Genomic DNA, 17,933 nt, shown 5'->3' on the forward strand with positions numbered 1-17,933 from the left:
GCTTGCCAAGTTGGACTAGCGAAGGGCGCTCAGAAGCACAACATCCATAACCAGCAGCGCCCCAGCAAAGGCCAGCAGGCTGCGCACGATCTGGCGCTCTTGCTTAGAACGATGGGATCCACCCACACGAAGCCATTTCAGAGATTGGGGAAGGCGGTACAGCATAGGAGATTCGGCGGAACCCTAGGGTGATCATGCCCTATTTTGTGGGGTTTGGATTCCCCACGCTGGGGGGGAGAAACGGCTAGCCCTGAGGGGCAATTCCCTCTAGAGTGAGGGTTAGTCCATTGCCCCTGTCTATGACCACTCCCTTGACCCAAGCCGAAACCGTTTTGCAAAGGTGCTGGGATCATTGGCAATCTCTGGCCAGCCGTCGGGATTTACAACCGGAGTTCAGGGCTCTATCCACTTTGCGCAAGCGCCTCACCGCGCGGCTGTTTTCCATTGCGGTGTTTGGGCTGGTCAACCGTGGCAAGTCGGCCGTCCTGAACGCCCTAACCGGCGAGGAGCGATTGAAGGTGGGCCCCCTCAATGGGGTCACTCAGCAGCCCCAATCCCTGCTGTGGCAGCCGGAGCCAGGGATCCCTTGGCGAGTGAAGCTGGTGGATACTCCGGGTTTGAACGAAGTGGAAGGAGAAGCCCGCGAACAGTTGGCCTGGGATGTGGCCCGCTCGGCGGATTTGATCGTGTTTGTCATCGCCACCGACCTGACCCAGTTGGAATACCAAGCTCTCTCGGAGCTGCGCACTCTATACAAGCCCATCCTGCTGGTGTTGAACAAATGCGATCTCTACTCCGAAGCGGAGTTGCAGGCCATTTGTGCCCAGATCAGCCGCCACCTAGGCTGGGTATCGCCGCAGGAGATTTTGACCGTGGCCGCTTGCCCAAAACCTCTGAAAGTCCGCACCCACTGGCCGGATGGCCGCATTACTTTGGAATGGGAACGGCCTGCACCCCAAATTGAAGCCTTGCGGGGGCGAATTCTGCAGATTTTGCAAACCGAGGCGGGATCCCTCCTGGCTTTGAATGTGTTGAAGCGGCTGGACCGGGTTCAGGCCCAGATTCTGGAAAAACAGTGGCAGCATCATGCCCGCTTTGTGGAGCAATGGGTCCAAGCTGTCGCCCTCGGCAAGGGGATTGTGGTGGGCTTGGCTCCGCTGGGGTTGGATTTGCTGTTGGCCCCACTGCTGGATGGCCTTTGGCTGTTGGGCTTGGAGATCCGGCTGCACCTGCCCCGGAGGGTCTTGTGGAAGGGGCTGTGGCGACCGCTGCTGCTCAATGGGGCTCTGCTGCTGCTGGCGGAAGGGGTGAGTTCCTGGCTGTGGGGAGACTGGGGCAACGGCCTTTTGCCGGGTCTGGTGGCGGGGATCAGCTTGTACCGCCTGGGATCCCTGGCGCCACAGGTGCTCAGCCGGTTTGCAGCCCGAGCGTTCGGCCTGGAAGCGGGCCTTCGTGCCTTGATCGGACGGGAAAGGTTGGCTATGACAGACTGCACAGCCTCTCTGCCAAGCTCCCTGGCCTAGTTCTCAACCATTTCGGCAGCGTGGTAGGAGCTGCGCACCAATGGCCCTGAGCGCACCTGGCGAAACCCCATCTGGCGGGCTATCTGGCCCAGCTCGGCAAACTCTTCCGGAGTCCAGTAGCGTTCCACAGGGCGATGGGCCAAGGAAGGTTGTAGGTATTGCCCCAGAGTCAGACGATCGCATCCCACCGCCAGCAGATCCCGGAAAGTTTCCAGCACTTCTGTGCGGGTCTCCCCATGCCCCAGCATCAGCCCAGACTTGGTGGGTAATCCAGGATTCAGCTCCTTGACCGTTCGCAAAACCCGCAAGGACAAGTCGTAGCCGGAGCTGCGCCGTACTGCCTGGGAGAGGCGTCGCACCGTTTCGATGTTGTGGTTGTAGCAGACAGGCTGAGCGGCCACCACACGGGCAATGCACTCGCGATCCCCGCGAAAGTCGGGGGTAAGCACCTCGATCTGGGTGCCGGGGCAGCGCCGCCGAATTGCCTCCATGACCTCCACAAAGCGACCGGATCCCTGGTCGGGCAGATCGTCGCGGGCCACCGAGGTCAGCACCACATAGCGGAGCCCCAGCAGCTCAACCGCCTCGGCCACTTTCTCCGGTTCTGCGGGATCCAATGGTGCGGGCCGTCCACTGGCCACCTGGCAAAAAGAGCAGGCGCGGGTGCAGATCCCTCCCATCAACAGAAATGTAGCGGTTTTTTGGCTGTAGCACTCGGCTCGATTTGGACAGCGCCCCTCTTCGCAAATGGTGTGCAGGCCCCGCTGCTTGATCACCTGCTGCACCGCTGAAGTCTCGCTGGCTTTGCCGATGGAACGCTTGACCCAATTGGGAAGAGGGCTAACCGACATGGGAAGAACCATTGCGTTGAAGCTGGGTAGCAGCAGCAAGATAGCGCCCCTCTACAGCCGAAGGATGCAGCGCCTGCTCTGCCATTCTGACATGATGAAGCTCTGGGTTCCAAAAAGGGGAGGCCGAAGTCTTTGGGTCGACGGACTTCTCGGCTCGCACCAGCGGGACAAAGTCCTCCCAAAGCTCAGCCCTGTTCAGGGTTGCATGGGTCTTTCGGGGAGATTAAGCCACCTGGGGTGTGGTCAGCATTTGGTTGACGATGCGCTGCACAATCTGAAAGCCGGTCACCGCCTGCCAACCCAAGATCGCCAGGATCACCACGTTTAATAGGACATGCACATTACGCGCCCAGACCTTTTGCCCGTCTTTCATCAGCGGTGCTAGAGCTGCAGAGCTGGCCACCAAGGCCACAATGCCCAACCCAGCCAGCAGGTGAGGCCCAACAAACAGCTTGCCATTGTTCAGGTAGGTAACCCCCATGCCGCCCAGCGCCCCGAACACCATCAACACCAAGAACAGGGATCCGGCGAGGAAATGCCGCTGACCAAACTTCCCTTTGATCAGCTCCTTGCGTTCTTCTGCTGAGGCAGTGCGCACCCGTCGCGCTTGCAGACCCAGGTAAAGGGCATACAGGGCCAGCGCAAATGCCAAAATCATCAGCACAGGATGAAAGAAAGGCAAGGCCAGTTCTAGCCAGCGAGGAAGTTGAATGCTCATAGAGATCGCAGGATGGAAGAGGAAGACGCCCCCAAATTAACATGAGTTAACCTGAGCTCGCTGAAGCGTCAGAAGCGGCTAGCCGCGGTTCAGGCTATCGCGAAAGTCCGCCGGCCAGTTGAAGGCTCGCTTCTGCAGAAAGCTGCCAGCTCCCAAAGGTTCTAAAGGCCGGCAAACCCATCCAGCTGGCTCGGAGGAGAGATGGGCGTGTCAGGACAGGGATCCCACCGGCGCGAGATATTTTCCGTCTATGAGAAAGATGCCATTGGCAAACTGCACACTGTAGGTGCCCAACAGCCGCCGCTGCAGGATCACCCCTTGTTCGTGCAAGCGGATCAAATGGGCCGGGCGCAACATCGGCATTGGGTCAGCCGTTTTTAGGTAAGGAGGCATCTCCACCACTTGAACCGTTGCCCCCACTGGCAGTAAACCCTGGGCTTCAGACATAACGGGAGTCCATGTGGCAAGTGTCTCTAGCTTAGCTGAACGTAGGACGATGTATGCCCAAAACCGAACCCGAGCAGGATGACAGCATTAGGGCAGATCCCAGAGGAGCCGAACAGATTGGATCCCCGAAGAATTGTTGTAAGATTTTTATCAAGCACGAGGACTCAACGAGATAAAAAGGTAACATCTTGCAAGGTGAGTTGGTTTTTCCCACAAAGAAAAAGCAGTCGGCCTTTCGGGGTGCTGCCAACTGATCGCCAGTTTGCTACCATACCATGAACTCTTGGTACCCATTTTTTGTGTCCTTGGATACGGAAACCTCATTTGCCGAGGCAATTTAGGGGTTCTCTTGTCCTGGAGCTGTGGGCGCAGGGCTTAGCAAGCTCGCCTTCGGCCTACGCACCAGCCAGATCTTTGCCGAAATTCTGTAGAAGTGTTAAGAATAGTTACATTGGTTTGCTATCTTCTCAGTTTTCATACTCGTCCTTACTTCAGCGCTGCGAAACGACCATGCTAGATCCCATTCCCCCCCCAGCCCTTGAGGAATATCTATTGGAAACGGGCATTATCGACCGTTCTCAACTGAGCCTGGCCAAGAAGCTGCAGCATCGCCAGCAAGGGCCGTTGCTGATGATCCTTTTGGAGTTGAGTTTCATCGATCTGGAGCAGCTCAGCCGCCTTTTGGATTTGGGCCGCACCTACCCTTTTGACCATGCTGCAAACGCTGGATAGTCTTCAGCCCGACTGGCAACAAGCTCTGGCTCGGTGGTTCGCTGCGGAGCAGGGATCCCTACTGCTGAAAAGCTGTGGGGGAAAGGATCCGGCGGAGCTGCGCAGTGTTTTGCAACAGGTCTGTGCTCCTGTCCAGCCTGTTACGTTGTTAACGGAGGGCTTAGAGGTGGTGGCCGGCCCACTGACGCTGCAAAGCTGGGATCCTCAAGCGACGGGCCATTTTGCCCACCTTTATCTGGAGCGTTCCGCCTCTAGCTCACACATGAGTCGTTTGGCGGCTGTTGTTGCTCGGTTGCGCGCTCCCGACGGGTGTCCTTGGGATCGGGCCCAAACTCCAGAGTCTCTTACCCCCTACATTCTTGAAGAAGCGTATGAGACGGTAGCTGCCATTCGAGCCGGGGATCCGGCAGCAATTGCCGAAGAGCTGGGGGATTTGTTGTTGCAGGTGGTGTTGCAGTCTCAGATCTTTGCCGAGCAGAACCACTTTGATCTGGAAGCTGTGGCTGCGGGAATTGCCGATAAGCTCATCCGCCGTCACCCCCATGTGTTTGGGGATGCTGTGATGGCAGATCTTCCGGAGTTGCACCGCTCTTGGGAACAGATCAAGCAAGGGGAGCGACCGGATCAAAGCCTTGGCCAAAAACTGCTGCACTATGCCCAAAGTTTGCCTCCCCTAATGGCTGCCCTGAAAATCTCCTGCAAAGTGGTGGGGGCAGGGTTTGAGTGGCCAACGGTGGAGGGGATCTGGGCCAAGATCCGCGAGGAAGAAGCCGAGCTGCGTCGAGAATTGGAGAGGGATCCCCCCGATCCAACTCGGCAGGAAGCCGAACTGGGGGATCTGCTTTTTGCCCTGGTCAACTTGGGCCGTTGGTATGGTTTGGATGCTGCCCAAGCTCTAACCCAAACCAACCTGCGCTTTGCTCGCCGTTTTTTGCGCATGGAAGAGCTGGCTCAGGAACCAGCGGGATCCCTGCCCGGCGATGGCATAAGCTCCCTTCTGAAAGGACGCAGTTTCCAGGAGCTGGAAGTCCTCTGGCAACAGGCCAAGCAAGAATATCCCTAGTTTGGATATGGGGTTGAGCTGGCGCTGGCTTTGAGGGGGTATCCGCCCACACAGTCTTGGGGCAAGTTCTCTTTGTAGGGTAGGAGCTGTTCTGAGCACCTGTCTCTATGTCGGCTATGTCTCCAGTTTCTTTCCTTGAGCAGGCTGGGGCTTGGATTGAATGCCTGCCCACATGCCAGAATGCAGCAAACCCCCCTCGCTATGCTCCTGTACGGGCCGGGGAGTATATTCGCTCTAAGCTGAAGGTTTCGATGATTGGGGAGGTAGGGCAGAGCTCTCGGAGATCTCAAACTCAGAATCTCTAAAGTTTCAAAGCTCCCCGGCAGAGGATACAGCTACCTCCTGGCTTTGATTCGAGAGCAGTTTGGGTTACCTGATCTCAAGGCTCGGCTGCCTGTGGTGAAACCTCTTGCCCGTCATTTGGCCTGTGCAAATTCAGATCCGCCATCTCATCGAATATCGCTACAGTCGTCCAGTCCAACTGGAGCCCCACACGGTGCGATTGCGACCGCGCTGCGACGGGATCCAAACTCTCCTGGCTTTTGAGTTGCAGGTGGATCCGCAGCCGGTGGGCCAATCGGCGCTGGTGGACCTGGAGGGCAACGCGGCGGTTCGGCTCTGGTTTGGGGATCCCACCGAGCACTTGCGCATCCAAACTCAGGCCACGGTGCTCACCCTGCGGCAGAATCCCTTCGACTACCTGCTCTGCGATTGGGCCACCCATCTCCCCATCGACTATCCCAGCACGCTGGCAGCCCAATTACAGCCTTATCTGACGGCTCAGGCGGATCCCGGCATCCAGGCCTTGGCCTGGGAGCTATGGGATCACGTGCAGGGGGAAACGACAGCTTTTCTGCCGGCGCTGAACCAGCGCATCTATTCAGAATGCCGCCACATCTTGCGGGAAAAGGGGGATCCCTGGCCTGCCGGCTTGACCTGGCATCGCAAAACCGGAGCCTGCCGCGATTTGGCCCTGGTGTTCATGGAGGTCTGCCGTACGGTAGGCTTGGCCGCGCGCTTTGTCAGTGGCTACCAGGTCAGCCCCTCGCAGCCTTCAGGGGAGAGCAGGGGTGGAGAACCCCCAGAGCCTGTGCGCCGTCATTTGCACGCTTGGGCGGAGGTGTACTTGCCGGGGGCCGGTTGGCGGGGCTTTGATCCCACCCAAGGGTTGGCCGTGGCCGACGGTCATGTGGCTTTGGCGGCCAGCGCTTACCCCAGAGATGCCGCTCCCATTTACGGCCATTGGCTGGGCAAGGGCGTTCACAGCAGCATGAGCTACACCATCCACATCCAGGCGGGATCTTCTGCGCAAAGCCAAGCCCAGCTTGCTGCAGACAGCCTTAGCACTTCACCAAAAGTTTGGGGCTGAAGCCGTAGAGCTTCAACTTGGCCGGATCCCAAAGCGAAAATTTGAGATAGCATAGCCTAGCCAAGATCTAGAGAATCTGCCGAGGGATCCCGTTGACCCAGTCTATTGATGTCCCCACCAGCGTTGATACGTTTTTGCAGGAGTTGGCCGCCATTCAGCAAGTTGGGCCGAAGCGAGTGGCCATCCTGGGCAGCCGTCATGTGCCCATTACCCACCAGTATTTGATCGAGACCCTCAGCTATGCTTTGGCCCTCACGGGCAATCAGATCCTCACCTCTGGGGCCATTGGCACCAACTTGGCCGTCATTCGGGGGGCAATGCGGGCGGACATGAAGTCCTTGACGGTGATCTTGCCGCAGAGTTTGGAGCGACAGCCGGCAGAGTCGCGGGCCAGCCTGGAGCAGGTGCTGCATCTGGTGGAACATCCCGAAAACGACCATCTTCCCCTGGCGGAGGCCAGCCGCCTGTGCAACCTGGAGATCATCGGCAAGTGCCAGCAGTTGATCTGCTTTGTCTTCCACGACAGCGTCACGCTGCTGGATGCCTGCAAGCATGCTGAGGAACAACACAAGTTGGTCACTCTCTTCTATTTCGACTGATTTGCCCTTCTACTTTCTTCCTCGGTATTGAGCTTGCGGCAGGGGGAAGTGTTCTTGTAGCCAGGCTTCAGCTTCTGCCGGGGTGGTGAGTTCGCCGTTCAGGGTGAGGCAACGCAGTTGCTCCAAAATGGCTTGGAAGGGGCGACCTGGCTTATAACCCAGACGACGCAGATCGTGGCCGTTGAGCAGCGGCTTCACCCAGTACCACTCCTGCAAATAGCGCCAGATCAACCGCCGGGCCGGCTTGGGGGCGATCCCGGCCAACAAAATCACCGCCGGGATCCGCAGCCCCTGCAGCAGTTGCACCACCTGGGCCGGAGAGAGGGTGCCGGGATCCAATTGGGCCAACAGGGTTTGGTAATAGGAGGAATGGCTGAGGCGTTCGATGCCTGCTTGGGTAAGGTGGAGTTGGCTGGCCACCTGGGGGGCTTGGGGCAGCGTGAGGAGGAGAGCCTCTAGGCGCAGTTGCCAGATCTCCTGGGATCCCAGCTCAGGATAGCGGCGGCGAAAGTGATAGGCCCAGCGGCCCACCCGTTGCAACCGCTGACACAGGGAGGGATCCCACTCCAGGTCGGGGTGAATACAGCGCAAAGCCCCCCATTCTGCCAGCCGCTCAAAGGCTTGGGGCCAATCGCGGGATCCGAGAATGTAGGCCAGCTCCTGCTTGAGGCGATCCCCGCCGACGGCATCGTGCAGACCACTAGCCACAGCAGCGCGGATCCATTTTTCTGTGGTCGAGTCCAGGGCGAAGCCCAGGCGCACCGCAAAGCGCACCGCTCGATAAATGCGGGTGGGATCCTCGATGAAGCTATTGGGGTGTAATGCCCGGATGATCCCCTGTTGCAGATCTGCTTGTCCGCCGAAAAAATCCAGCACCTGTCCTCGCTGGGGGCCGTTGAGGCGCAAGGCCAAGGCGTTGATGGAAAAATCCCGCCGATAGAGGTCTTGCTGAATGGATCCCATGGCCACTTCGGGGGGAGAGGCCGGGTAGGGATAAAACTCCGTGCGGGCGCTGGCGATATCCACACAAAAGCCTCCTGGCCAGATCAAGGCCGCCGTTTGGAATTTGCCGTGGATCTCCAGCCGCGCTTCCGGGAAGCGTTGTTTGAGCGCTTGTCCCAAAATCAAGCCCCAGCCCGGGGGATCGATCCCATCCGGGGCCGAAGAGTAGGGCCCATCCACCACCAAGTCCAGATCCAGCCGCTCCAGGTTGGGCGAGGGCTGCCGTCCCCACCGGTGCAGCAGCAGATCCCGCACCGTTCCCCCCACCAGATACAACCTCAGGCCCTTCTCATCGGCGATGTGGGCGGCCTGCTCCAGCAACTGTCGATGCCGCTCCGACAGGGCCGCGAAGGTGAGATCCAAAGGGCAGGAAAGGGTGGGCAAAGCCAACTGCGGTGAGAGGGCCGGCAACTCGTGTAGGTGCCGCAACACATCGGTGCGAGTTACAATGCCCACCAACTGTCCATCCTGGAGAACCGGCAGGCGGCCAATATCCCACTGCACCATCAACCGCTGAATCTCCGCCAAGGGGGTGTCGGGGGAAAGGGTTTTCACGTCGGTGGTCATGTAGCCCTTGACGGGGGCATGGCCAAACCCGTGATGCAGGGCGATATCGATATCCCGCCGCGAGATCACCCCCACCAGGCGACCTTGAGCGTCCACCACCACCAGGCCGGAATGGCCGTAGCGCAGCAGCACCCGCTGGGCCTCGTCGATGGTGATCTCCGGTCGGATGGTGCGCACCGGAGCCGACATCAAATCTTTGGCCGTCACCGGGGGCGGGATCCGCTCTTGGACAGCCTGCCTGAGGGCCGCCATGACTTGGGCCGGGTCGGGCAAAGGCTGCTCTGGGCTGGCTTTTAACGTGGCTGCTGCAGCACAATCGTGTCCACCGCCGCCGTAGAGGGCCATCACCCTGCCCAACTGGGCAAACTCCTGCCGCGCCCGCCCGATCAGGCTGAGCCGCTCCCCCTGCCGCGCCACCAAGAGCAGCACATCCACTCCCGTCAGATCCATCAGCCGCATCACCAGGCCAGCCAAGCCGGGCACAAACTCCGGCAGCTCCAGCAGCCACTCTCCCAGGCGATACTCCCCCACCTGCTGCACCTGCATCTGGGCCAACCCCTGGCTGAGCAGCTCGCGCATCTCTGGGGTGAGGCCATCCCCCAAAAAGCGCCGCAACAAGACCAGGTTCACCCCCTGATCCAACAGCCAGCTCAGGGCAGCAGCATCGCGGGCGGTGGTCTCCGGGAAGGTCAGGGATCCCGTATCCATGTGAATGCCCAAAGCCAGCGCCAGCCGCTCAAAAGGGCTGAGAGGGATCCCAGCAGCCTGCAGCCGCTCCACCAGCAAGGTACAGGTGGCCCCCACGGCCTCGATATGGCTGTTGACCTGCTGCTGCGGCCAAAAGTTATCCAGTGGACTGGGGTGATGGTCGAAAATCTCAATCTGCGCGCCGGGGACGCTTAACCAAGCGGCAGCTTTGCCCAAGCGATCCGGATCGTGACAGTCCACCACAATCCACCGCTGCACCTGTCCCGGATCCACAGAGCGCAACTCAATGAGGGGAAATTCATCTCGGTACAGGGCCAAAAACTCCTGCACCCCCGGCAGGGATCCCCCGGTCAAGGCAATGCGGGCACCCGGATACAGGCGCGCCGCTCCCACCGCCGCCCCTAGGGTGTCGAAATCCGCCGATTGATGGCACAGGATCAGATCCATTGCGGCAAGGTTTGTCGTATTCCGCTCTTCCATCCTGGCCCAAGCCAGGATCCCTCTTGTTGGAGTCGGACAAGAAGAAATGAAGGGCTGCTCAACTCCGAGGGGCAAGTGAAAACCTCGAAGCTAAGTTTCAGGACGGGTGTCCGGGTTTTTATCAAAAAATTGGGTCATAACCCCGTCCTACCGCTGCGCAGAAGCAATCCAGTAGAGTGGGGAGGATGCCAGCAAGGAGCCTTCACAGGGTCGTCAGCTCCTTTTCTTTTTCTGCCAGCAGCTCATCGATCTTCTTAATGTAGCGGTCAGTTAGTTTCTGGATGGCATCCTGCAAGCTTTTGGACTCATCTTCAGACAGCTCGCCGTTTTTCTCCCGCTTGCGCACCGAGTCGATGCCATCCCGCCGGATGTTGCGGATCGAGACTCGCCCCTCTTCGGCTAGCTTGGCCACCTGTTTGCTCAGCTCTTTGCGGCGCTCTTCCGTCAGGGGGGGAATGGTGAGCCGCACCACCTTGCCGTCGTTGCTGGGGGTTAGACCCAGGTCAGAGGCGACAATGGCCCGCTCAATGGCCGCCAGGGTCGAGGGATCAAAGGGCTGGATCAAGAGAGTGCTGGAGTCTGGCGTGGTGAGGCTGGCCAGGGCCTTCAGGGGAGTGGGCACGCCGTAGTACTCCACCTGAATGCGATCCAGCAGGCTGGAATTGGCCCGCCCGGTGCGTACCGTATTAAAGGAGCGCTGTGTGGCTTGCACAGCTTTGTTCATCAACTCCTCAATCTCAGCTAGCTCCACGGGGTTTTCCTCGCTTTCAAAACAGTTTCCAGACAGTCAGGCTTGGGCAGCCAACCTGGCCCCTCTACGGTGAGCCTGACCTCAATTCTACCGCCTTGTCTTAGGATCCCGTTCCCCAAAGCTGCACCTGCAGTCGGCGAATTTCTCGCCAGATGCCCCCCAGTGGGATGGTACGAGCTCAAAGCTTCCCCTAAACTGCTCTGCAGTTTACTGCACAACACAGGCACAACAAAGTTTTATGCTCTCTCGCCAAATTGGTTCTTCAACGGCCCTAGCCTGGCTGATCGGCAGCTTGAGTCTCCTGGGTTTTGGAGCGGCTGCGGCAGCCTTGGAGTTGCAGATTGTCTCCCCCAATGCTTATAAAGTGCCCTACCTGGGAATTGATGGTGTTTTCACTCTGGATACGTCCCTGGAACAATCGGCCAACGATCCGCGCAATCCAAAGCGGGTGAAGTTCGAGAAGATGGAGTTCTTCTCCTTCTACGCCGATCTGGAGGGGAAAAAGCCCCTGGCGGAAAATTGTCGCTACGCCTATCGGGGGGCTGCGCCGGATCCCTTCTACTACCCTGAGCGCTCCTTAAGTTCCATCTGGGATTTGTTTCAGTTGCAGCCTGGAGCAGACGCCAGTTGCGAGACCTTCACCTATGTGATTCTGCGGGCACCCCACGGGGATCCGGTGCACATGCACCTGCGCTACGGAGGCCGCAACAGCAGCTTCCAGGAACTTCTGAACATCAGCACTCTGCCGGAGGATCCTGCCAACTTCAACCCCTGGTGGAGCACCTACTGCGCGGAGGGGGTAACCGGCTGCGATTGATGGGCTGGGCGGCTCACAACTCCTGCCGGGCTTCCAGGGCACGGGCCAGGGTGACCTCGTCGGCGTATTCCAGCTCGGATCCCATGGGCAGGCCGAAGGCCAGGCGGGTCATGCGCAAGGTGGGGGCAACTGGCTTCAGGTAATCCTTGACCACGTGCATGGTCACCTCTCCCTCTACACTGGGGCTGAGGGCGAAGATCAGCTCCTGCGGTTTTTCCCGTGCCACCCGGGCCACCAGCTCGCGGATGTGCAGTTGGTCGGCCCCGATCCCGTTCATGGGGGAGATGAGGCCACCCAAAACGTGGTAAAGCCCCTTGAACTCGCGGGTGCGCTCCATCGCAATCAAGTCTTTGACGTCGGCCACCACGCACCACAGCAAGGGATCCCGCTGTGGCGAACGGCAAATCTCACAGGGATCCTCCGCTGACCAGTTGAAGCAGATGGAACAGTGCCGAACCGTCTGCTTGGCTTCCAGCAGGGCTTTGGCCAGGGCCTCGATCTCGCCGGCAGGCCGGTTGATCAAGTGGAGAGCTAGGCGCTGAGCGGTTTTGGAGCCAATGCCGGGCAGCCGTTGCAGCTCTTCGATGAGGCGAGCCAAGGGGCGAGTGTACATACAGAGTTAAGCAAGCGGGGTTAAGCAAGTGGGGCTCAACCCAGTCCCAACCCCGGCAGACTGATGTTTCCGGTCAGCTCTTCCATGCGTTTGCGCATCGTCTCGGCAGATTGGGTGTAGGCGTTCACCATCGCCGTCAGGAGCAAGTCCTCTACCACATCCACCGACTCCTGGAGAATCTGGGGATCCAGAGAGACTTTGAGAGGTTCTTGGTTGCCGTTTACCGTCACTTTCACCAGCCCATTGCCGGCTTCGCCGACGATCTCCATCTCCTCTAGCTCTTTTTGCAGCCTTTGAGCGCCATCGCGCACCTCTTGGGCTTTCTTGAGCGCTTCTTGGATTTTGCCGAAGGGGCCAAAGCCTCGAGTCATGGGATCCTCTCTTGGGTTATCCAGATACTGCTGTTCTACTCTACCCGTTTCCCCATCGCCGGTGAAAGCACTCGAAAGTTCAGGCCAGAAGTGCTCCGCACCGCTAAGGCGACCGGCCTTCCTTAGGTTGCCCTTAACTCTGGCAGATTATCCTCACAAGAGAAGCCGAAGATCGACCCAGAAACTCCATCTGCTCATCAGCGTTTGCTGTCCGGAGGTGCCATGGCCCAACTGTTGCAGGATCCCCGATCTCAAGTAGCCCAGCCCAGTTCAACTCGGGTGGAGCCTTCTCCCTGGCGTTGGCGGCGCTGGATCCCGGAGCGTTGGTATGTGCATTTGGGCCTGGTGCTGGCCTGCTTGGTTCTGGGATTTCCGGTGTTGTATGCCCTGATCGTGAGCACCCAGAACAATGCCGAGGTGTTCCGCTATCAATTGACCTTTGGCTCCTCTTTTGCCTTCAACTGGCATCAGGTGATGGTGGCGCGGCACCTGGGCCACTACATGGTCAACAGCACCATCGTGGCGGTGGCAATCACGGTGGGCAAGACGGTTTTGTCGCTGCTGGCCGGGCTGGCCTTTGTGTACTTCCGCTTTCCGGGCAAAGGGCTGGCCTTCGGCTTTGTGCTGATCACGCTGATGATGCCCACAGAAATCTTGATCATTGCCCTGCTGCGGTTGGTCACCAACTTGGGCTGGGGATCCACCTACTACGCTTTAATCGTGCCCTTTCTGGCCAGCGCCACGGCCACGTTTTTGTTCCGCCAGCATTTTTCCAACATTCCCCGCGAGCTGGCGGAGGCGGCCCAACTGGACGGGGCCAACCCGCTGCAATTTCTCACCCAGGTGCTGATCCCCTTGAGCTGGAACGCCATCGGGGCGCAGGCGGTGATTCACTTCGTTTACGCTTGGAATATGTACCTGTGGCCCCGCTTGATCGTGCAAGGCCGAGAGCGACAAGTGGTGCAGGTGGGGCTGCAATCCCTGCTCAATCTGGATAGCTCGGCCTCCTATGGCCCCATGATGCTGGGAGCGATCATCGCCAGTATCCCGCCGCTGCTGGTGTTTATTGCGCTGCAGAAGCCCTTCATGAGCGGGTTAGCCCTCAATCGCGACAAGTAAGCCCTTAGGTTCCCTTTCATGCCCAGAGATCTACGCCGTTTTATTGCTCTGCTGGAATCCCGTGGTCAGCTCCGCCGCATTTCGGCAGAAGTGGATCCGGATCTGGAAATTGCCGAGATTGCCGATCGCCTCTTGGCCTGCGGGGGGCCGGCGCTGCTGTTCGAGCGGGTGAAGGGATCCTCAATGCCGCTGCTCATCAACACCCTGGGCACGGTGGAGCGCATTTGCTGGGCTTTGGGAATGGAGCAGCCTCAGGATCTGGAGGAACTGGGGAAAAAGCTGGCCCTGCTTTACCAGCCGCGGCCACCGCGGAGCTTTGCCCAGGCGGTGGAGTTGGGACAAGCTCTGTTTAGCGTACTCAAAGCTAAACCCAGCCGGGATCTGCTTCCTCCCTGTCAGCAGGTGGTGCTGCGGGGAGAGGAAGTCGATCTCACCCAGTTGCCCCTGTTGCGGGTCTATCCCGGCGATGCCGGACGGGTGCTGACCTTGGGCCTGATGGTCACCAAAGACCCGGAAAACGGGATCCCCAACGTGGGGGTGTACCGCCTGCAGTTGCAAAGCCGCACCACCATGACGGTGCAATGGCTGTCGGTGCGGGGGGCAACTCGGCATCTGCGCAAGGCGGCGGCCCTGGGCCAAAAGCTGGAGGTGGCAGTGGCGGTGGGGGTGGATCCGGTGGTGATTTTGGCGGCGGCCACACCTCTGCCGGTGGATCTGTCGGAGTGGCTGTTTGCCGGTCTCTATGCCGGAGAAGGGTTGCACCTGGCCCAGTGCAAAACGGTGGATCTGCAGGTGCCGGCCCATGCTGAGATCGTTTTGGAGGGCACCATCACCCCTGGGGAAGTGGCCCCCGACGGGCCTGCCGGAGATCACATCGGCTACTATGGCCCCCGCAACGAGCAGGCTCCTCTGATTCGCTTCCACTGCCTGACCCACCGCCGGGATCCCATCTATCTCACCACCTTCAGCGGCAAGCCCCCCAAAGAGAACGACATGATGGCGCTGGCCCTGAACCGCATCTACACCCCCATCCTCAGGCAGCAGGTGCCGGAGATCGTGGATTTCTTCTTGCCGATGGAGGCGCTGGGCTACAAGGCCGCTATTCTTTCCATCGACAAAGCCTACCCCGGCCAAGCGCGGCGGGCAGCCCTGGCCTTCTGGAGCGCTTTGCCCCAATTCAGCTACACCAAGTTTGTGATCGTGGTGGACAAAGACATCAACGTCCGGGATCCACGGCAGGTGCTGTGGTGTCTGTGTTCGCGGGTGGATCCGCAGCGGGATGTGTTTATTCTGCCGGACAATCCCTTTGACACCTTGGACTTTGCCACCGAAAGACGGGGTCTGGGGGGCAAGATGGGCATTGATGCCACCACCAAGATCCCCCCGGAAACCGATGCTCCCTGGCGGGAGCCCCTTGCTCCAGATCCGGAGGTGGCCCGCTTGGTGGATCGCCGCTGGGCAGAATATGGCCTGGCGGATCTCGATGGGCAGCCGGCGGATCCCCGCCTGTTTGGATACGAGCTCTAGGCCCGCAGGGCCTCAATGGGATCCAGTTGCGCCGCTTTGCGGGCCGGGAAAATGCCGAAGACTAGCCCAATCCCAGTGGACAGGGAGAACGCCACTCCCACTGCCACCCCATCGACTTGGGTGGCCAAGGGGGTGAACACCTGCACCGCCACCAGCAGGCCGCTGCTGAGGAGGATCCCGAGCACCCCCCCGGTCACGGCAATGAAAATCGCTTCGGCGGCAAACTGCTGCAAAATCTGCCGGCTATCCGCCCCAATCGCCTTGCGCAGCCCGATTTCATGGGTGCGTTCCGCAACCGAGATAAGCATCACATTCATGATCCCCACCCCTCCCACCAGCAGGGAGAGGGCCGCCGTGCCCGTCAGCAGCACCCGCAGCAGGCTCAAAATCCTGGCCGACCCATCCAGGAGCACCTTTTGGTTGCGGATGATGAAGTCATCTTCTCCCACCAATTGGTGCCGCTGGCGCAGCAGGTTGCGGATTTGGAACTCGGCAGCAGACAGATCGGCTTCAGAGCGGGCCGAGACGAAAATCGCCGTCAGCTCTGTGCCGTAGGGGGAACGCCGCCCGACCAACCGATTGGCCACCACATCCACCGGCAGAAACACTCCGGCATCGCTGTTGCCAAACACCGTCGGCTTCGAGCGCAAAGTGCCGATTACCTCGAAGGGCAAGTTGTTCAGCAGGACGGTCTCCCCAATGGCAGCGGCGGGATCCAGGCCGAACAACTGGCTGGCGGCATCGCTGCCCAGCACCACCACCGGGCGCTGTTCCTCGATATCCGAGGGCAAGAGGAAGCGGCCTGCCTCGATCTCTAAGTTCAACACCGACAAATACTCCGGCCAAGTGCCGGTGGCCTCGTAGCGGCGATCCACTCCACCTCGCACCGCGCGCACATTGGTGCCCAGGCTGGGGACAGCTGCTGACACGGCAGGCACTTCCGCAGCAATGGCTCGCACATCCTCCAAAGTGAGGGGGCGGATGTTGCCGGCATCGACCAGGCCCAAGTTGGCCGAAAAGACGATCAGCAAGTTGGTGCCCAGAGAGCGAAATTGATCCACCGCCATCTCTTGGGCAGCATAGCCAAATCCGGCAATGGCCACCACCGCCGCATTGCCGATGAGGATCCCGAGCATGCTCAGCCCGGTGCGCAGGCGATGCCGTCGCACCATTTGCCAGGCCATTTTGGCCGCCGTTGCCAGGCTCATGGCTGTTGCTCCGCTCTTTTAATCAAAGTCTCTAGGTTCACCCCAGGAGGCAGGGCAGTAAAGACCCGATCCCCTGCCTGCAGACCAGAGAGGATTTGGGTAACTCCACCCTGAGTGATGCCCGTTTCCACGCGGCGATAGACAGGTTGCCGGCTTTGGGGATCCAGCAGGAGCACGCCTTCCTGGCTTTCCTCCCGGAGGATAGCCACTGAGGGCACCGTCAGAGCCTGAGGCTGGGGATCCCCGATGAAATCCACCGAAACATTCATGCCGGTGCGCAAAAAGTCGGCCCCAGGCTCCGGTTCAACGAAGACCCGAAAGACGGTTACCTCTCGCACCACCACCGTAGCGGGTGCAATCCGCTTCACCCGCCCCTGCACCAGGCGGTCGGGGTAGGCCAGGGAGCGGATCTCCACCGGCTGGCCCACCCGCACCTGGGCAATTTGGGCTTCTGGCACTTCTGCCCGCACCTCAATTCCCTGAGCCAGCGCCAAAATGGAACTGGAAGAAGCTGCGGTGGCATCGGAAGCTGCTGTTGTGGGAGCTACAAAGGATCCCACCTCGGCAAAGCGCTGCACCACCACACCGGAAAAGGGGGCGCGGACTTCGGTGTCAGCCAACCGGGATTGCCGTTGGGCCAGCTCGGCTTGTGCCTGGGCAATTTGGGCTTGAATTTGCTGTAGGGTTTCCGGGCGGCTCCCCAGTTGCAATCGCTCCAACTCCTGTTGAGCAGCTCGCAAATCCGCTTGCGCTTGTTCCAGGCGGGCCGAGCGTTGATCCAGCTCGCTGCGGGCTACCACCCCCGCCTGCACCAGGGCCTGGATGCGCTCTAACTCCCTCTGAGCCAAGTCCACCTGCGACCGGGCAGCATCCACCCTGGCCTGGGCCGCCGCGATCACCTGGGGGCGCTCTCCGGCCTGTTGCTCCGCTAGACGGGCTTGCAGCTCTTGAATGCGGGCTTGGGCTTGGCGAATGCCACTGGCGAGATCGCCGTAGTCCATCCGGGCCAATAACTGCCCTGCCACCACTTCATCTCCCTGATCCACCAACAGTTCCGCCAGGCGACCCGACTCGCGAGGGCTGACATTCACCTGGCGGAGCGGCTGCACCTGGCCGCTCACCCGCAGGCGTTGGGTCAGATCCACCACTTGAACCGGTACCGTCAATCTTTCCAGCCGTTCTGCCCTCTGCTGCTGCAGCTGACGCTGGATCAGGAGACCGCTGCCCCCTAGGCCGGCCAACAGCAAGCCCAAGAGCATCCAACCGAAGGGAAATCTCTTGGGGCGGGGTTTGCTCTGGGGCAGAGGCTGATCTGCAGGCCTGGGAGTAGACAGGGATCCCGTCTTGGGCTCATCGGTGTGCAGGATCACAAAAGTCTCCCGTTTGTAACAAAAGCTTTATCTTTGTCTAGCCTATTGGAAAAATGGGGGAAGCGTAAACACGGTTTCCCGCCTCTTGAGGTCTATTT

18 protein-coding genes are annotated in these 17,933 nt (G+C 59.8%); 8 read left to right on the top strand and 10 right to left on the bottom strand.

The window, feature by feature from the left end; translation table 11 throughout:
* Nucleotides 1-15: 15 nt before the first annotated feature.
* Nucleotides 16-165, bottom strand: coding sequence for a hypothetical protein (locus ACVWY8_RS12095; RefSeq protein WP_011429585.1), 150 nt, complete (start codon nucleotides 163-165; stop codon nucleotides 16-18).
* Nucleotides 166-299: 134 nt separating this feature from the next.
* Here ACVWY8_RS12095 and ACVWY8_RS12100 point away from each other — a divergent pair, with 134 nt between their 5' ends.
* A complete protein-coding gene (locus ACVWY8_RS12100) occupies nucleotides 300-1,523 on the top strand; it encodes an Era-like GTP-binding protein (protein ID WP_457395255.1) in 1,224 nt (407 codons plus the stop codon).
* Here ACVWY8_RS12100 and lipA read toward each other — a convergent pair.
* The 3 genes from lipA to ACVWY8_RS12115 all read right to left on the bottom strand — a co-directional run bounded on the left by lipA (nucleotide 1,520) and on the right by ACVWY8_RS12115 (nucleotide 3,539).
* Nucleotides 1,520-2,374: a lipoyl synthase gene (gene lipA / locus ACVWY8_RS12105; protein WP_414399863.1), complete on the bottom strand. Its 855-nt coding sequence runs from the start codon at nucleotides 2,372-2,374 to the stop codon at nucleotides 1,520-1,522. The two genes, ACVWY8_RS12100 and lipA, sit on opposite strands and share 4 nt — an antisense overlap.
* A gap of 223 nt (nucleotides 2,375-2,597) precedes the next feature.
* The gene (locus tag ACVWY8_RS12110; RefSeq protein WP_011429588.1) at nucleotides 2,598-3,092 is read right to left on the bottom strand and encodes a DUF4079 domain-containing protein; all 495 of its coding nucleotides are present in this window, start codon (nucleotides 3,090-3,092) and stop codon (nucleotides 2,598-2,600) included.
* 210 nt (nucleotides 3,093-3,302) lie between these two features.
* Nucleotides 3,303-3,539, bottom strand: coding sequence for a DUF3148 domain-containing protein (locus tag ACVWY8_RS12115; protein WP_011429589.1), 237 nt, complete (start codon nucleotides 3,537-3,539; stop codon nucleotides 3,303-3,305).
* Between the two features lie 510 nt (nucleotides 3,540-4,049).
* Here ACVWY8_RS12115 and ACVWY8_RS12120 point away from each other — a divergent pair.
* The 4 genes from ACVWY8_RS12120 to ACVWY8_RS12135 all read left to right on the top strand — a co-directional run bounded on the left by ACVWY8_RS12120 (nucleotide 4,050) and on the right by ACVWY8_RS12135 (nucleotide 7,302).
* Nucleotides 4,050-4,271 (top strand): DUF2949 domain-containing protein, encoded by a 222-nt coding sequence (locus tag ACVWY8_RS12120; protein ID WP_041438119.1) that lies wholly within the window; start codon nucleotides 4,050-4,052, stop codon nucleotides 4,269-4,271.
* A 262-nt stretch (nucleotides 4,272-4,533) separates the two neighbouring features.
* Entirely contained in the window at nucleotides 4,534-5,334 is an 801-nt protein-coding gene (gene mazG, locus ACVWY8_RS12125; RefSeq protein WP_457395279.1) for a nucleoside triphosphate pyrophosphohydrolase, read from the top strand.
* 427 nt (nucleotides 5,335-5,761) lie between these two features.
* Nucleotides 5,762-6,703, top strand: a complete 942-nt coding sequence (locus ACVWY8_RS12130; protein WP_457395276.1) for a transglutaminase family protein — start codon at nucleotides 5,762-5,764, stop codon at nucleotides 6,701-6,703.
* 92 nt (nucleotides 6,704-6,795) lie between these two features.
* Entirely contained in the window at nucleotides 6,796-7,302 is a 507-nt protein-coding gene (locus tag ACVWY8_RS12135; protein WP_011429595.1) for a hypothetical protein, read from the top strand.
* A 9-nt stretch (nucleotides 7,303-7,311) separates the two neighbouring features.
* Here ACVWY8_RS12135 and ACVWY8_RS12140 read toward each other — a convergent pair whose 3' ends face one another.
* Both ACVWY8_RS12140 and frr read right to left on the bottom strand, forming a co-directional pair.
* Nucleotides 7,312-10,026: a CBS domain-containing protein gene (locus ACVWY8_RS12140; protein ID WP_457395252.1), complete on the bottom strand. Its 2,715-nt coding sequence runs from the start codon at nucleotides 10,024-10,026 to the stop codon at nucleotides 7,312-7,314.
* Between the two features lie 235 nt (nucleotides 10,027-10,261).
* Nucleotides 10,262-10,810, bottom strand: a complete 549-nt coding sequence (gene frr, locus ACVWY8_RS12145) for a ribosome recycling factor (protein ID WP_011429597.1) — start codon at nucleotides 10,808-10,810, stop codon at nucleotides 10,262-10,264.
* Nucleotides 10,811-11,048: 238 nt separating this feature from the next.
* On the opposite strand from frr, the gene ACVWY8_RS12150 reads away from it, so the two are divergent.
* Nucleotides 11,049-11,627 carry a hypothetical protein gene (locus ACVWY8_RS12150; RefSeq protein WP_414344523.1) on the top strand — a complete coding sequence of 193 codons (579 nt, stop codon included), beginning with the start codon at nucleotides 11,049-11,051 and terminating at the stop codon, nucleotides 11,625-11,627.
* Nucleotides 11,628-11,640: 13 nt separating this feature from the next.
* Here ACVWY8_RS12150 and recR read toward each other — a convergent pair whose 3' ends face one another.
* Both recR and ACVWY8_RS12160 read right to left on the bottom strand, forming a co-directional pair.
* The gene (gene recR, locus ACVWY8_RS12155) at nucleotides 11,641-12,240 is read right to left on the bottom strand and encodes a recombination mediator RecR (protein ID WP_414344525.1); all 600 of its coding nucleotides are present in this window, start codon (nucleotides 12,238-12,240) and stop codon (nucleotides 11,641-11,643) included.
* Nucleotides 12,241-12,275: 35 nt separating this feature from the next.
* Nucleotides 12,276-12,611, bottom strand: a complete 336-nt coding sequence (locus tag ACVWY8_RS12160) for a YbaB/EbfC family nucleoid-associated protein (RefSeq protein WP_414344527.1) — start codon at nucleotides 12,609-12,611, stop codon at nucleotides 12,276-12,278.
* 222 nt (nucleotides 12,612-12,833) lie between these two features.
* Here ACVWY8_RS12160 and ACVWY8_RS12165 point away from each other — a divergent pair, with 222 nt between their 5' ends.
* Together ACVWY8_RS12165 and ACVWY8_RS12170 are read left to right on the top strand one after the other, a co-directional pair.
* Complete coding sequence (locus ACVWY8_RS12165; protein WP_414351824.1) at nucleotides 12,834-13,730, top strand: carbohydrate ABC transporter permease; 897 nt, start codon at nucleotides 12,834-12,836, stop codon at nucleotides 13,728-13,730.
* 18 nt (nucleotides 13,731-13,748) lie between these two features.
* On the top strand, nucleotides 13,749-15,257 hold the full coding sequence (locus tag ACVWY8_RS12170) for a UbiD family decarboxylase (protein WP_457395249.1): 1,509 nt from the start codon (nucleotides 13,749-13,751) through the stop codon (nucleotides 15,255-15,257).
* Here ACVWY8_RS12170 and ACVWY8_RS12175 read toward each other — a convergent pair.
* Both ACVWY8_RS12175 and ACVWY8_RS12180 read right to left on the bottom strand, forming a co-directional pair.
* Nucleotides 15,254-16,465 carry an ABC transporter permease gene (locus tag ACVWY8_RS12175; RefSeq protein ID WP_457395246.1) on the bottom strand — a complete coding sequence of 404 codons (1,212 nt, stop codon included), beginning with the start codon at nucleotides 16,463-16,465 and terminating at the stop codon, nucleotides 15,254-15,256. The genes ACVWY8_RS12170 and ACVWY8_RS12175 overlap by 4 nt on opposite strands.
* Nucleotides 16,462-17,835 (bottom strand): efflux RND transporter periplasmic adaptor subunit, encoded by a 1,374-nt coding sequence (locus tag ACVWY8_RS12180; protein WP_457395243.1) that lies wholly within the window; start codon nucleotides 17,833-17,835, stop codon nucleotides 16,462-16,464. Before ACVWY8_RS12180 ends, ACVWY8_RS12175 begins: the two co-directional genes overlap by 4 nt.
* Nucleotides 17,836-17,933: the final 98 nt, after the last annotated feature.

It is taken from the genome of Thermostichus sp. OS-CIW-32, assembly GCF_054060415.1.

Coding starts and splice junctions, on each gene's coding strand:
- ACVWY8_RS12095 (WP_011429585.1), bottom strand. CDS start 165: ATGCTGTACCGCCTTCCCCAATCTCTGAAATGGCTTCGTGTGGGTGGA.
- ACVWY8_RS12100 (WP_457395255.1), top strand. CDS start 300: ATGACCACTCCCTTGACCCAAGCCGAAACCGTTTTGCAAAGGTGCTGG.
- lipA (WP_414399863.1), bottom strand. CDS start 2,374: ATGTCGGTTAGCCCTCTTCCCAATTGGGTCAAGCGTTCCATCGGCAAA.
- ACVWY8_RS12110 (WP_011429588.1), bottom strand. CDS start 3,092: ATGAGCATTCAACTTCCTCGCTGGCTAGAACTGGCCTTGCCTTTCTTT.
- ACVWY8_RS12115 (WP_011429589.1), bottom strand. CDS start 3,539: ATGTCTGAAGCCCAGGGTTTACTGCCAGTGGGGGCAACGGTTCAAGTG.
- ACVWY8_RS12120 (WP_041438119.1), top strand. CDS start 4,050: ATGCTAGATCCCATTCCCCCCCCAGCCCTTGAGGAATATCTATTGGAA.
- mazG (WP_457395279.1), top strand. CDS start 4,534: ATGAGTCGTTTGGCGGCTGTTGTTGCTCGGTTGCGCGCTCCCGACGGG.
- ACVWY8_RS12140 (WP_457395252.1), bottom strand. CDS start 10,026: ATGGATCTGATCCTGTGCCATCAATCGGCGGATTTCGACACCCTAGGG.
- ACVWY8_RS12150 (WP_414344523.1), top strand. CDS start 11,049: ATGCTCTCTCGCCAAATTGGTTCTTCAACGGCCCTAGCCTGGCTGATC.
- recR (WP_414344525.1), bottom strand. CDS start 12,240: ATGTACACTCGCCCCTTGGCTCGCCTCATCGAAGAGCTGCAACGGCTG.
- ACVWY8_RS12160 (WP_414344527.1), bottom strand. CDS start 12,611: ATGACTCGAGGCTTTGGCCCCTTCGGCAAAATCCAAGAAGCGCTCAAG.
- ACVWY8_RS12165 (WP_414351824.1), top strand. CDS start 12,834: ATGGCCCAACTGTTGCAGGATCCCCGATCTCAAGTAGCCCAGCCCAGT.
- ACVWY8_RS12170 (WP_457395249.1), top strand. CDS start 13,749: ATGCCCAGAGATCTACGCCGTTTTATTGCTCTGCTGGAATCCCGTGGT.
- ACVWY8_RS12175 (WP_457395246.1), bottom strand. CDS start 16,465: ATGAGCCTGGCAACGGCGGCCAAAATGGCCTGGCAAATGGTGCGACGG.